The sequence below is a fragment of the Collinsella aerofaciens genome (assembly GCF_040910245.1).
Classification (GTDB): domain Bacteria; phylum Actinomycetota; class Coriobacteriia; order Coriobacteriales; family Coriobacteriaceae; genus Collinsella.
The window spans coordinates 104,527-118,373 of sequence record NZ_JBDGAY010000001.1; the positions used below are offsets into that span (position 1 = coordinate 104,527).

Below are 13,847 nucleotides of genomic sequence, written 5' to 3' on the forward strand. Positions count from 1 at the left end.
AGATCCCCTCTCATGCGGCAGCCCGGAGGCGAGGCCGGGCGAAGTTGCTACACGCACAACACTGACCTAAAAAGTTGTTAGGTCTCCACGCAGTTCGGCAGGCGGTATGAAATGTCACCCTCGGCGGTGAAATAGAACATTACCGCAGATAAATGCCATATTTGATAAACGCGTTACCAAATTGCAATATTCAATGTGAAAAAGAGCGCCTTACTATTTTTCCTTTTTGATCCGTTTTCCTCCGTCCCCTTCGGATCACATGATCCCTTGGGAACGGAGGAAAACGGATCGTTTTTGGTGCAAAAGGGCCAGGTTTGTTTGCACCAATCTCACTTGCGCTAGATGAAGAGCTCGCATTCCTTCCGCACAACGCAAACCTTGCTCAACATCTTGGTAACGGCGGAAAGCGCAGCGGGATTAGGCTCGCGGGCATTCTGCGGGCATACGGAGACGCAACGCATGCAGGAGATGCACGCCTCGCCATCCACCTGCCTTGGATCGTCCTTGTCGATAGCTCGAACAGGGCACAACGCAGCGCAAGCACCGCAGGAGACGCAATCCTCCGTTGCATGGGGCACCATACTGTGGCCTCCAGCTTGCTTATAAGGACGATTGCCGGGAATAGAGGGCTCGGACGCAGCCCCGTCCAGTAGCTTTTGCCGGATCCGCTGCGCAAACTCTGAAAGTTGCGCCACATCCTGCGCATCCGGTCGCCCAGCAGCAAACTGACGAGCAACGGAATGCTCAGCAATGGCAGAAACCGCTGCAACCACCCTAAATCCGGCACGCTTCGCAACGTCTTCCAGCTCAATAAGCGTATCCTCAAACGCGCGGCCCCCGTAAACACAAACCAAAACAGCCCGAGCTCCGTTGCCACGCACCATTCCCAGTCGCTCAACCGCCACAGCTGGAACCCTGCCAGCATATGATGGGACGGAGATAACCGCAACGTCGCCCTTCGCCATCGAGACCCCGTGGAAATCCAACCCGCTATCGCTCAGATCGACGGTAACGATATTCCCATCCAGCGCCCCGGTCACAAGACCAGACACTTTCTCCGTTCCGCCCGTCGGACTAAACACAATTTCGAACATGCTCATCGAACATCCTCCCCTACGCTTGGTAACACACCAAGCCGCCCGCATGCTTAGACAGAGTATACGGCGCGGGGACACCCCGGTTTAGCGCAAAGGGGTCAGGTTTGTTTCCACCAACCTGATGCAGATTAACCTGACCCCTTTGCACCAAACTATGCTGTCTGCCTCATCGATTTGCATAATTTCCGTTACAGATTGCATATATTTACGTGATACCGCTGTGTTCTCCTGAGGTACCCCCTCCCGGACCGTGCAAAAAACGGAGTATTCTGCAACGCGTTCGTGCCAACACCGCCGCGAGCGGGCAAAACTGTAGGGCGCTGCATCATTTTGGGTTCCGCTATAACGAGAATGACGCACCTTTGCACCGGAAAACGGAAAACGGAAAACGGAAAAGTCTGACTCAAAACGCTCGCTAGGGATATCCGAAGGCCACCGCTGGCGACGTCGAATCGTATGCAGGCAACTCGATCTGCAGAATACTCCAAAAAATGCACGGCGCACCCCATGGGACCCATTGCCGCATGGCTGAAAACGGGCCTTCAGCATCCTCCAGGTGCATTCCTGAGCAAATCACACCGGACCAACGGTCGGATGCGGCAAACAAAAGGGCCCCGAGCGTAGTTGCTCGGGGCCCTTAGTTCGCCTCGCTCTAGCGCGCGACGCGTATGTTACTTGCGCTTGCCGCCGCCGTCGCCGGGACGACGGGAGCTGCCGCCGCGCTTGCCGCCACGATTGTTACCATAGCTGCCACGGTCATCGCGACCGCCGGCGCGACCGCCACGGGAGCCGGCCTGGTTGCCGCCACGCCCGCCGCGATAGCCGCCACGGCGCTCCTCGCGGGTGTCGTCGTAGTTGCGCCAGTCATCGCGACGATCGCGGCTGGCACGCGGGTCGCGACGATCGCGCGACTCATTCGAACGACCGGCGCCGCTGCGGCCACCGTTGCCACGAGCGCCCTCGCGACGCTCACCACCGCGGTCGCCCTCGCGACCCCCGCGCTCGTCGAAGCGCTTGCTGCCGCGGGTACCACGCTCGTCACGCGAACCACGGCCTTCGCCGCCACGGCGCTCATCGCGCCCGCCGCGCTCGTCATCGCGACCGGAGCGACGACGGTCACCCGAACCGCGCTTGCCGCCGCGCGAGCCACGGCCCTCATCCTCACGCTCAACACGACGACGGCCACCACGGTCCTCGTCCTCACGACGACGGCGGTGCGCCTCGCCCTGGAACTGCTTGGCACGACGCTCGGCACGGTTGCCGCGCGGGCCCTGCTCAACAGCACCGGCACGCTCCTCGGCAGCCACCTCGCGGGCCACGCTCTCCACGGCCTCGTCCACGCGAGCCTGAACGCCCTCGCGCACGCGGGTCTTGCCGCCGCGCTTGGGACGGCTCGGGCGCTCGCCGTCGCCGCGACGCTCGTCGCGACCGCGGTTGGAACGACCGGCCACATCGCCGTAGTCATCGCCGTTGCGCTTGCCGTCGCGACGTGCCTGCTCGAGCTTCTTCTTGCTCTTGGACTTGCCGCGCTTGGTCTTCTTCTTCACCTTAAAGGCCGCAGGATCGCGCTCGGGGTCAACCGCGGGCGGATTGGGGCCCACATGCAGGTCGCCGGCGTCATAAATGTCGGCCGTCTTGTCCATGAGCTTCTCGATCTCGTAGAACTCATCGACGTCCTGCTCAGTCACAAACGTAATGGCCCAGCCCAGCTCGCCGGCACGGCCCGTGCGGCCGATGCGGTGGATGTAGTCGGTCGGCTCGGCCGGCACGTCAAAGTTCACGACGTAGCGCACGTCGCTAATGTCGATACCGCGGGCGAGCACGTCGGTCGCCACCAGCACGTCGACGGTGCCGTCGCGGAAGGCCGAAAGCGCGCGCTCGCGCTGGGCCTGGCTGCGGTTGCCGTGAATCGCGGCAGCCTTGATGCCCTTACGCTCCAGACGACGGCAGCAGCTGTCGGCGCGGTGCTTGGTGCGCATAAAGACGATAGTGCGCTCCGGGCCCTCCTTCTTGAGGAACTCGGGCAGCAGGTTGTTCTTGGCCTCGATGGACACCGGGAACACAAACTGGTCGACGGTGTCGGCGGTCGACGTGGCAGGCGCGATCTCCACGCGGGCCGGGTCGCTCACCAGGTCGGTGATCTCGCCCACGGCCTCCTCGTCAAGCGTGGCCGAGAACAGCAGCGTCTGGCGCTCGGCAGGCGTCTCGCGCACAATACGGCGAACGGCGGGCAAAAAGCCCATGTCGAGCATGCGGTCGGCCTCGTCCAGCACCAGCACCTTGACCTCGTCCAGGTGGCAGGCGCCCTGCTCGATCAGATCGACCAGACGGCCCGGCGTGGCGACCAGGATGTCGCAGCCGTACTTGAGCGCCGCGGTTTGCGGCTTGTAGCTCACGCCGCCCACGACGGTCACGGCAACATGACCCGTAACGTCGGCGATCTTGCTGGCGACCTCATCGATCTGCTGGGCAAGCTCGCGCGTGGGGGTGATGACGAGCATCACGGGGCCGCGGCCGTTGCCCTCGGGCTTCTTGGCGCCGCGACGGCGGTTGCGGCCGCCACGCTCGCGCACGGGCTTGGGCGGAGCGATGTGCTCCAGGTTGTTCATGGTCGGCAGCAAGAAGGCAGCCGTCTTGCCGGTGCCGGTCTGAGCGGCGGCAAGCAGGTCGCGGCCCTCGAGCACCACGGGAATCGAGCCAGCCTGCACGGGCGTGGGCGCCGTGTAGCCCAGGTTCTCGATAGCACGAAGTATCTCGTCCGAAAGTCCCAGCTCGTCAAAGGCGGGCAGGCTCTCGGTCGCGGACTCGACGGTCTCGGCGGCGCTGGCCTCGTCGGCAGCATCGAAGGCAGCCTGGGTCATGGCCTCGCGGGTCTCGTCCAGAATCTCGGCGTCCGTGACGTCGGATACAGAATTACGCATATGTTGTTGTTCCTTATCTGCACGCGTTATGGGCGCGGCATGCGGCCGCGCGGGCGTGCTTGGTAGTGCGCTAATACATACAAAAACAGGTGCGCACAGAGAGGACGTTGCTCAGCACGCCGGCGATCGCTTTGGCAGCCCTATCACGCGCCGTCCAGACGCAGCAGCTCTAAGCGATGGAGCAGATTCGCCGCCGGTTAGTATACCCGCGCTTCGCATGCCCCCACGTAAACCACAGATGACGGGGCGGACGGGGCGGGTCTGGGCCGATTGTCTCAATCTGCAACAGTTGCTCAGCAAAAACCGGCCGAACCGTTACAGATCAAGACAGAGCTCAGCCACGCAAAACAACATCTCGATCTGTAACAGTTAGAGCTCATTTTCCCTGCTAGATGTTACAGATTGAGATGTTTGACAGGGGCTGACAACGATTGAGCAGCCGCCCTCATCTGTATCGGAATGTCATACATTTCTTTCTGGACTAGACACCCCCAGGGGGTATGGGTGTATAGTATCGGCAGGTTAACAATTCCAACACCGAACTACAGAAAGGAGAAGCCATGGCTCAAGATAAGTTTGACGTGGGCGGCATGACGTGCGCCGCTTGCCAGGCGCACGTGGACCGCGCCGTCAGCAAGCTCGACGGCGTCCAAAGCGTCGCGGTCAACTTGCTCGCCGGCTCCATGTTGGTGGACTATGACCCCGCGCAGGTCTCCCCCGACGATATCTGCACTGCCGTCGACCGCGCGGGCTATTCGGCCTCGCCCGTCAGCGCGGACACCGATGCCACCAGCTCAAGCGGCAGCGCGCAAGCCAGGTCCGGCGCCGCCCATATGGAGTCGCCGACCAAAAAGCTGGAGGCCACTGCCTCCGCCATGCGCACCCGTCTCATCATCTCAATCATCTTTCTCATCCCGCTGTTCTACATAGGCATGGGGCACATGCTCGGCTGGCCGCTGCCCGGCATCTTCACGGACCACGTCCACAGCATGACGCTTGCCCTCACCGAGCTCGTCTTGCTCATCCCCATCGTCTACATCAACGACGCGTACTTTATCAACGGCTTCAAGTCGCTCGTGCATGGCGCGCCCACCATGGACGCTCTCATCGCCGTCGGCGCCACCGCGTCGATCGCCTGGTCGCTCTACGCCATGTTCATCATGGCCGACCAGTTGGCCGCAGGTCAGGTGCGCGAGGCCATGATGACGAGCATGGACAACCTGTATTTTGAGAGCGCCGGCACCATCCTGTCGCTCGTCACCGTGGGCAAATACCTCGAGACGCGCAGCAAATCCAAGACCGGCGGCGCTATCGAGGCGCTGATCGACCTGGCACCCAAGACCGCGACCGTCGTTGCCGACGACGGCACCGAAACCACCGTGGACGTCGACAGCATCCTTCCCGGCCAGGTGCTGCGTGTGCGCCCCGGCGAGTCTATCCCTGTCGACGGCGTGGTGCTCGAGGGCAGCTCGGCCGTGGACGAGAGTGCGCTCACCGGCGAGTCCATCCCCGTGGAAAAGACCGCCGGCGACACCGTCAACGCCGCAACCGTCAACCGCACCGGATCGTTTACCTTCCGTGCCACGCGCGTGGGCGCCGACACGTCGCTCGCCAAGATCATCCAGCTCGTCGAGGACGCCAACGCCACCAAGGCGCCCATCGCCCGCCTGGCCGACAAGGTCGCCGGCGTGTTTGTGCCCGTGGTGTTCGTGATCTCGGCCGTGACCTTTGCGGTGTGGATGGCACTGACCGGCAGCATAAACGAGGCGCTCACCTCCGCCGTGGCCGTGTTGGTGATCAGCTGCCCGTGCGCGCTGGGCCTGGCCACGCCCGTCGCCATTATGGTTGGCACCGGTAAGGGCGCCGAGATGGGCATCCTGTTTAAGAGCGCCGAGGCGCTGGAGAACCTGCGCAGCGTGGGCACCGTGGTACTCGACAAGACGGGCACCGTCACCCGCGGCAAGCCTACCGTAACCGATATCGTGGTAGCCACGCGCGCCGATGGCTCGCCCGCCATGAGCGAAAAGGCGCTGCTCAAGTTGGCCGCCGCGCTGGAGCGCTCGAGCGAGCACCCGCTGGCCGAAGCGATTATGGCCGAGTGCGAGACACGCGGAATCGTCGCACGCATGGTCGAGGACTTTGCCGCCGTGCCCGGTCGCGGCGTCACGGCGCGCGAGGGGCAGAATATCATCGCAGCCGGCAACGTTCGTCTGATGAACGATCTGGGCGCGGAGGTGCCCGCCAGTCTTGCCGAGCAGTTCGCTGCCGAGGGCAAGACGCCGCTGTTCTTTGCCAAGAACGGCGAGCTCGTTGGCACCATCGCCGTGGCTGACGAGGTCAAGGAGACGAGTGCCGAGGCCATCGCCGCGCTGCGTTCGCTCGGCGTCGATGTGCGCATGCTCACCGGCGACAACCGCGTGACGGCCGAGGCCATCGCCCGCCGCGTGGGGCTGAGCAGCGAACAGGTCATCGCCGACGTCCTCCCCGCCGACAAGGAACGCCACGTGCGCGAACTGCAGGATGCGGGCGGCAAGGTCGCCATGGTGGGCGACGGCATCAATGACTCCCCCGCCCTGGCGCGCGCCGACGTGGGCCTTGCTATCGGCACCGGCGCCGACATCGCCAAGGAGGGCGCCGACGTGGTACTCATGCGCAGCGACCTCATGGACGTCGCCCGCGCCATCGAGCTTTCACGCGCCACGATCCGCAACATCAAGCAGGACCTGTTCTGGGCACTGTTCTACAACGGCATCGGCATTCCGCTCGCCGCGGGCGTGTTCTTCCCGCTCACCGGATGCCAGCTCTCGCCGATGTTTGGCGCCGCGGCCATGAGTCTGTCGAGCGTGTGCGTCGTAAGCAATGCCCTGCGCCTGCGAACCTTTAAACCATCAGTTGCGGTGAAATAAGGCGTAACATGCTTAGCTAAACCGCTATTTAGTCCGTATTCCACCGCAACTTTAGGTACTCAACGAAAAGGAGATAATCATGAACTACATCGTTAAAACGTCTGGCCTTATGTGCGGCCACTGCGACGCTACTGTCGAGACCGCGCTGCTCAACGTAGCCGGCGTGACCGATGCCGATGCCGATCACGAGACCCAGACCGTCCAGGTAGAGTGCGCCGACACCGTGACCGCCGAGCAGCTCGCCGCCGCCGTCGAGGGCGCGGGCGAGAAGTTCCACGCCCTGTCCGTGACCGCCGCGTAGCAGGCGCCGCCTACTCAATCCTCAGAAGTTGCGGTGAAATAGTTCCTGTTTTAGCGCTTCAAGCCTGCAAACAAGAACTATTTCACCGCAACTGACGGGGCATCCGGAAAATCGACCAGAAACGAGGACCCGCCATGATGGCAGACCATAAATCGGTGACCCGCATGCTCAAGACGGCGCGCGGGCAAATCGACGGCATCCTGCGGATGGTGGAGGAGGACCGTTACTGCGTCGACATCTCCACGCAGCTCATGGCCACGCAGGCGCTCATCGCCCGCATCAACGCCGATGTGTTGAAGGCACACATCGAGGGCTGCGTCGCCTCGGCCATCGAATCGGGCGACGAGGAGCTCAAAGCCGCCAAGCTCGCCGAGATAGAGCGCGTCGTCGACAAGCTCGCCAAGTAATTGGTGCAAGGGGGACAGGTACGTTTGCACCACCTTGGTGCAGATTAACCTGTCCCCCTTGCACCAAAAGGGGTATAAAAGCGTGCAGCACAGCGAAATGAAAGGCAGTTCTGCATGAATGACTTTATGAAGGGTCGCAACGGCGCCGACGAGCTCACCATCGTGATGGGCTTTGCTGGAATCGTCATCGCGATGATCGGATCGATGGCCCGTATTCAGTGGCTCAGCTGGATCGCCATCGCCGTTATCGTGATTGGCGTGCTGCGCGGCCTGTCCAAAAACATCGACGCGCGCCGCAAGGAGAACGACGCCTTTGTTACGGCGACCGCAAACGTCCCCGGCCTCGGCAAGTTCGTCGCTAGCTTGGGCGGCGGGACTGCGGCCGCAAACGCTTCGCGTGCCGCTGGTACCAGCAAGGAGGACTTTGAGCGCGCCAAGCGAACGGCCAAGAAGATGTGGAAGGGTCGCAAGACCACGGCCTACCTCAAGTGCCCCAACTGCGGCCAGATGCTGTCCGTCCCCAAGGGCAAGGGCAAGATCCGCGTCACCTGCCCCAAGTGCCACGCCAAGATGGAGACGCGCTCCTAGCCGCTACACCATAGGACAAAATAAAAGCCGAGGCCTCGCGTTGAGACCTCGGCTTTTTGCATGGAGCGACATCATTCGATGAAGCTGTCGCACCAGCGTTTACGCTACGCCATCGCGGGCAAGCTCCTCTGCCAGGGCTTCTGCCGGCATGGCCATAATCGCGTCGAGCTCGGTGTCAACCTCGGGGATGCGCTTGACCTTCAGCTTGCGCACCAGGTCACCGCGGCACATCACGTGCATCGGCTCACGCAGAGCGCACAGGTCATCGAGCGGGTTCTCGCGCGTCACCAAAATGTCAGCCGCCTTGCCGCACTCGATCGTACCGGTCTCGCCGCCCAGCTCCAGCAGCTCAGCATTGACCTTCGTGGCTGTATGCAGTGCGAAGGCATTGCTCACGCCCACGTACTCGGCAAAATAGGCCACCTCGCGCCACATGTCGTACTGTGTCACGAACGGGCAGCTCGAATCCGTGCCCAGGCCCACCTTGATACCGGCTTCCAGCGCCGCACGAGCACTCTCGATAATGCCCGAGCACACGATGTCGCCGTTCTTCTTTTGCGTATCAGTCGAATGGGTCTTTTCCGGATCGAGCAACACAAACGGCAGCGCCGGACTGATCGTGCAGGTCACGCTCGGCGCGCGTCCCTCGAGCTGTGTTCCCGCGGCGCCGCGGTACAGTTCCAGAATCTCGGAGGTTATCGGAGCGCCGTGCTCGATTGTGTCGACGCCAGCCTGAAGCGCGGCCTTCACACCTTCGGTGCTCTCGACATGGGCCATGACCGGAAGGCCAACCTCGTGCGCCGCCTTGCACGCCGCAGCGGCAACCTCGACCGGCATGCGTAGCACGCCCGGCTCGCCCACTTCGGTCGCGTCGAACACGCCACCCGTCACGAACAGCTTGATGACGTCGGCACCGCGCGCATACAGATCGCGCACCTGTTCGGCCGCCTCGTCGGGGGTATTGGCCACCTGCGCAAAGAGGCCCGCACCGTGACCACCCGGCACCGTGACACCCGTTCCCGGTGCTACCAGACGCGGACCCTGATACTTGCCGGCGTCGATGGCGTTGCGCACGGCCAGATCGGCAAACAGCGGGTCGCCTGCACCGCGCACCGTGGTCACGCCGCTTGCCAGCTGCTGCTGAGCGCTGCCTTTGAGGATGTGGCGGACGATGGCGCGGCCCACCGGATTATCGAGCTTCTTCATCAGCGCGCCCGCATCGCCCGCCGAGACCGGTTTGCCCGAACCGCACAGATGCACGTGCATATTGATGAGACCCGGCATGAGATACGCACCCGCCAGGTCGATGACCTCGGCACCCGCCGGCGCCTGCGCCACGGCGCTCGGGCCAATCCAGGTGATGACACCGCGCTCAACGGCCACGGCCATATCGGGCTGCGGCTCCATATGCTCCGAGCCATCCAGGACGGTCGCATTGATAAACAACGTGGGACGATCGGCAGTCGCCATATCGAGCTCCTCCCTCACGATTAACTTGAACATTTGTCCATTATCACCTAATGCAGCAAACTAAAGCCGGACATATCGGCTAACGGGAAGAAGAAGGAGATGCGGGGAACGGAATGCGTTGCAGCCCCACTCCAGCCCCGTCGCCAAACGTCTAAATCTGTAACAAATAGACAGGTTTTCAGCCTCTAGATGTTACAGATTGAGATCTTTCAGCAGGCGCCAACCTTCTGTCTTGACCTGTAACAGTTACGAGGCCAAACGGTCCCTTGTTGTTACAGATTGAGACAAACTCGACAGGAACAACCACATCCGCATCAGCTGCACCCCTCAGCGCCCATACCACCGGCATCTCCATTCCTCAGCCAAATCGGCCCGCTGTGGAATTCCCGCCAGCCTCATCTTCTCAACCAGCTTCCCCGGATTCTTGAGCTCATCAAACGTAAACCGAAGCACCTTGTGCCCAAGCATCGTCAGATGAGACTCTCGCTGACGTTCTGCCACGAATGGGTCGATCAACTCCCGACCCTCGTCGTTCTGCAAGGCATACTTCCCCTTTCCGTCCAGCTCGCCAATCACGCACGTTCCGTCCTCGAGCCTCCAAAAATAATCAACGCGAAACACTTGGCTCGGATCGAGCGGATCACGAAACTCCACCTGCAGTTCCGGAACTGGAAAGCCGTACGCAATAAAGAACGCCCGAAAACGAGACTCGCCGCCGTTTTCGGACAGCCCGTCCGCATACGACGCAATCACCTGCGCTCTGCGATACCCGCGCTTGCCTTCACAATCCATACGAAGCCGCTCACAAAAGTCATCGCGCGATACGCCCTTTGCTCGCAACGCAGAATCGGCAATCGCCAGGCCATACGAAAACGGCGCACGCAGCAGGCAATCCTCTACCGTGTGCCAAAACGACGTAACCTGCACGCCGTCAACACTCTCGAGCGCACCCGCCGTCTGCGGACGCAACAGTCGGCATCCTGCACTCAGCGGCACCGAGCAACCTGTCTTAACAAGAAATCGCGGCCCGAGCAGATCATTCGGCACCTCCAGACCCCACAAAAGTGCCGCGTCATAACCCCAAAACGCCCAGTCTGGATGAAACTCCGCAAGCCCTTTAATGGTCCGCAGCGCTCGCTCCGCCGGCGTCAGTACAACCCAATCATGCTGAAAGCAGAACAAATACGGCTCGGGCTCCGCAATATCATCGGTTCCCACATGACGCCGCAGCCACATGAGCTCGGCATTGTCGTGCGTCACAAGCAGCACGCCTTGCTCAGCCGCCTCCGTGAGCCTGGCAAGCATCCTATTCCGCGCCAAGGTGTTACGTGTCGCCTGCTTGTGTTTAAGAACGGTATTAGACACTTTCATCACCACCACATCAGGGAAATGGGCCGTTGTCACCGTTGCCGCTGTCGGCAAACGTCTCGATCTGTAACAGGAAGACAGTCTTTGAGCCTCTAGTTGTTACAGATTGAGATTTTCAGTCGTGCGTCTAACCTCTGTCTCGATCTGTAACAGGTAGACCGGTTTTTTGTCCCTAAACGTTACAGATCGAGACAAATAGACAGGCGGCGGCGCTGCGACAGCCCACTCCCTACTCCCACTCCTGCTCGTAAATATTGAGCGACTTTACGTAGCGCCCCTGAGCACCCATGATGTCGCGGACCAGGCGCAAAAAGAAGCTGATGCACGAGGTGTCGAAACCGTCCTCTAGGTCCTCGGGATGCACCGCGCCCGGCCCGTCGACCGCCGTGTCGCTCAGCCGCGCGACGTCATACAGGTAGAGCTGCCCCGCCGTCAGCCAGACATCGTCGACGCACGCGAGTCGCACCGCAATCGCGCCATCGTTCCAGTGCTCCTTTTGCACGATATGTGGGTCGTAGACGTCAAAGCGACGGTCGGTGCGCGTATCCTCCAGCACGACCATGCCAGTCGCGGGATCCTTGTCCAAAATGCCAAAGCGCGAGAAATACTGCGTGTCACGCACCCGCTTAAGTCGCCCGAGCGAAGCTGGAGAAATTGACGCTGGCGGCTCGTCCACATACAGTTCCAACAGCGTCTTGCCGTGGTAATAGGGGCGCTCAAACAGCAGCCAATCGGTAAACGCCATGTTGTAGGCCATGATTTCGTTTTGAGAAGGTTCCTCGCAATAGCTGAGCCACGGATCGACGATAATCTCGAACCGCTCGCGCGCCGGCTCCAGGAATTGAAACTTCCGCAGCATCCAAAAGTGAGCCATGTCGGCAATATCGCTGCCGACGGCTTCGGCCAGCTGTGCTCGGTCAAAAACTTGGTCAGTCATGGCATCCTCCTCAAACTGATGAACCTCAATTTGAGCTTACGAGGAGGGCGAGCAGCCACTGTCAGCGCGGGCAAAATAGGCCTTCGACTGCAAACCAGATGCTAACCAAACACTTGACGGGACACTTGACCGAATGAGCGCACCGCAAAGAAACCGCAGGTAGACATAGACAGCCAACCCGCCCTTTTGAGCCAGATGCCCGCAGCCACCACAGAAACAACAGGTGACCACAGCCCAAGAAGTCGACAAATGAACACCCATACGTCGACAAACGAACAGGCGCCCCGTGAAGAGTGTCCCCAACGACTAGACAAAAAAGAACGTCCCCAATGACTAGTCGTTGGGGACGTTCTTAAATGACTACTTTACAGCGCAAGCGCCTCGGCGACTTCGGCTGCGCAGGCCAGGGCATCGGCCATGGCGTTCACCACGAGCGAGCTGCCGTTGCGGGCATCACCCGCCACATACACCGGCGCGGCATCCGCGGCGACACCCTCCGCGCGAGCCGCGAGGTGCGAGCCCTCGGCAGCCATCACCGGCAGCGGACGACCAACGGTGGCAACAGGCACGCCGACAGCTTCGAACACACCGTGCTCGGGACCCGTAAAGCCGCAGGCGATGAGCACCAGCTGCGCCGGCACCTCATGCTCGGAGCCCGCAATGCGTTCGGGCTTGCCGGCCGACCAATCCAAATCGGCCACGCGCAGGCCCGCGGCCGCGCCCTTCTTGTCCAGCAGCACCTCGAGCGTATCCACGCCCCAAGCACGCATCTCGCCACCCATCGCAGCGATAGCCTCCTGCTGGCCGTAGCCGGTCTTCTTAACGTTGGGCCACTGCGGCCAGGGGTTGCTCGCCGCGCGCTTATCGGGCGCAGCCGGCAAGAACTCAAACTGACGCACGCTGCGTGCACCCTGGCGCACCGCGGTACCTACGCAGTCGTTGCCGGTATCGCCACCGCCAATGACCACAACATCTAGGCCGCGCGCGTTCACCGCGGGCTCGCCGCCATCGAGCACCGAGACGGTCGAAGCCGTCAGGTAGTCCACGGCATACACCACGCCCGGGGCATCCACATTCGTAGCCGAAAGACCGCGGGGCGCACGAGCACCGGCAGCCACCACAACGGCGTCAAACCCATTGAGCTTGGCCGCTACCGCAGGGTTCGTAACATCAGCGCCCAGCTCAAAGACGATGCCCAGCTCGCGCATGAGCGCCACGCGACGCTCGACCACGGACTTCTCGAGCTTCATGTTGGGAATGCCGTACATGAGCAGGCCGCCCGGGCGGTCGTCGCGCTCAAACACCGTCACGCGGGCGCCGCGACGCGCAAGCTCCCATGCCGCCACCAGACCAGCAGGACCGGAGCCCACCATGGCAACCGTGGGTGCGCCCTCCCCTGCCGGCTCAAAGCGACGCGGACCGCCATTTGCCCACTCATGGTCGCTGATCGCACGCTCGTTGTCATGGATCGTCGTGGGCTGACCGTCGACCGAACCCAGGTTGCACGCAGCCTCGCAAAGCGCCGGGCACACGCGACTCGTGAACTCGGGCATGGGCGAGGTGAGCGACAGACGCTCGGCAGCCTCGTCCCAACGGCCGCGGTACACCAGCTCATTCCACTCGGGAATCAGGTTGTGCAGCGGGCAGCCGCTCGGGCGTGCCTTGCCAAAGCTCGCGCCCATCTGGCAAAACGCCACACCGCACATCATGCAGCGGCTCGCCTGGGCGCGACGTGCGTCGTCATCGAGCTCCACGTACAGCGGATCAAAATCATGGCTGCGCTCCTCCACGGGGCGAAGCTCGTGGGTCACGCGATCGATATCAAGAAAAGCACCGGGCTTACCCATGGCAC

At 62.0% G+C, this 13,847-nt stretch carries 10 protein-coding genes; 4 read left to right on the forward strand and 6 right to left on the reverse strand.

What is annotated here, in order from left to right; genetic code table 11:
- Positions 1–338: 338 nt before the first annotated feature.
- On the reverse strand, positions 339–1,100 hold the full coding sequence (locus tag AB5Z20_RS00430; RefSeq protein ID WP_346963756.1) for a 4Fe-4S binding protein: 762 nt from the start codon (positions 1,098–1,100) through the stop codon (positions 339–341).
- A 668-nt stretch (positions 1,101–1,768) separates the two neighbouring features.
- Entirely contained in the window at positions 1,769–4,018 is a 2,250-nt protein-coding gene (locus AB5Z20_RS00435) for a DEAD/DEAH box helicase (RefSeq protein ID WP_368155801.1), read from the reverse strand.
- 560 nt (positions 4,019–4,578) lie between these two features.
- Between AB5Z20_RS00435 and AB5Z20_RS00440 the strand changes: the two genes are divergently transcribed.
- From AB5Z20_RS00440 to AB5Z20_RS00455, 4 genes are all read left to right on the forward strand, one after another.
- On the forward strand, positions 4,579–6,924 hold the full coding sequence (locus AB5Z20_RS00440; RefSeq protein ID WP_368155803.1) for a heavy metal translocating P-type ATPase: 2,346 nt from the start codon (positions 4,579–4,581) through the stop codon (positions 6,922–6,924).
- Between the two features lie 79 nt (positions 6,925–7,003).
- On the forward strand, positions 7,004–7,225 hold the full coding sequence (locus AB5Z20_RS00445) for a heavy-metal-associated domain-containing protein (protein ID WP_225093789.1): 222 nt from the start codon (positions 7,004–7,006) through the stop codon (positions 7,223–7,225).
- Between the two features lie 137 nt (positions 7,226–7,362).
- On the forward strand, positions 7,363–7,632 hold the full coding sequence (locus AB5Z20_RS00450) for a metal-sensing transcriptional repressor (RefSeq protein WP_229071458.1): 270 nt from the start codon (positions 7,363–7,365) through the stop codon (positions 7,630–7,632).
- A gap of 114 nt (positions 7,633–7,746) precedes the next feature.
- Complete coding sequence (locus AB5Z20_RS00455; protein ID WP_346963759.1) at positions 7,747–8,220, forward strand: hypothetical protein; 474 nt, start codon at positions 7,747–7,749, stop codon at positions 8,218–8,220.
- Positions 8,221–8,319: 99 nt separating this feature from the next.
- Here AB5Z20_RS00455 and AB5Z20_RS00460 read toward each other — a convergent pair whose 3' ends face one another.
- The 4 genes from AB5Z20_RS00460 to AB5Z20_RS00475 all read right to left on the reverse strand — a co-directional run bounded on the left by AB5Z20_RS00460 (position 8,320) and on the right by AB5Z20_RS00475 (position 13,842).
- On the reverse strand, positions 8,320–9,690 hold the full coding sequence (locus AB5Z20_RS00460; protein ID WP_368155804.1) for an amidohydrolase family protein: 1,371 nt from the start codon (positions 9,688–9,690) through the stop codon (positions 8,320–8,322).
- Between the two features lie 327 nt (positions 9,691–10,017).
- Positions 10,018–11,055 (reverse strand): hypothetical protein, encoded by a 1,038-nt coding sequence (locus tag AB5Z20_RS00465; protein WP_368155806.1) that lies wholly within the window; start codon positions 11,053–11,055, stop codon positions 10,018–10,020.
- Positions 11,056–11,287: 232 nt separating this feature from the next.
- The gene (locus AB5Z20_RS00470; protein WP_368155808.1) at positions 11,288–11,995 is read right to left on the reverse strand and encodes a hypothetical protein; all 708 of its coding nucleotides are present in this window, start codon (positions 11,993–11,995) and stop codon (positions 11,288–11,290) included.
- Between the two features lie 365 nt (positions 11,996–12,360).
- Positions 12,361–13,842 carry a glutamate synthase subunit beta gene (locus AB5Z20_RS00475; protein WP_368155810.1) on the reverse strand — a complete coding sequence of 494 codons (1,482 nt, stop codon included), beginning with the start codon at positions 13,840–13,842 and terminating at the stop codon, positions 12,361–12,363.
- Positions 13,843–13,847: the final 5 nt, after the last annotated feature.

Coding starts and splice junctions, on each gene's coding strand:
- AB5Z20_RS00430 (WP_346963756.1), bottom strand. CDS start 1,100: ATGAGCATGTTCGAAATTGTGTTTAGTCCGACGGGCGGAACGGAGAAA.
- AB5Z20_RS00435 (WP_368155801.1), bottom strand. CDS start 4,018: ATGCGTAATTCTGTATCCGACGTCACGGACGCCGAGATTCTGGACGAG.
- AB5Z20_RS00440 (WP_368155803.1), top strand. CDS start 4,579: ATGGCTCAAGATAAGTTTGACGTGGGCGGCATGACGTGCGCCGCTTGC.
- AB5Z20_RS00445 (WP_225093789.1), top strand. CDS start 7,004: ATGAACTACATCGTTAAAACGTCTGGCCTTATGTGCGGCCACTGCGAC.
- AB5Z20_RS00450 (WP_229071458.1), top strand. CDS start 7,363: ATGGCAGACCATAAATCGGTGACCCGCATGCTCAAGACGGCGCGCGGG.
- AB5Z20_RS00455 (WP_346963759.1), top strand. CDS start 7,747: ATGAATGACTTTATGAAGGGTCGCAACGGCGCCGACGAGCTCACCATC.
- AB5Z20_RS00460 (WP_368155804.1), bottom strand. CDS start 9,690: ATGGCGACTGCCGATCGTCCCACGTTGTTTATCAATGCGACCGTCCTG.
- AB5Z20_RS00470 (WP_368155808.1), bottom strand. CDS start 11,995: ATGACTGACCAAGTTTTTGACCGAGCACAGCTGGCCGAAGCCGTCGGC.
- AB5Z20_RS00475 (WP_368155810.1), bottom strand. CDS start 13,842: ATGGGTAAGCCCGGTGCTTTTCTTGATATCGATCGCGTGACCCACGAG.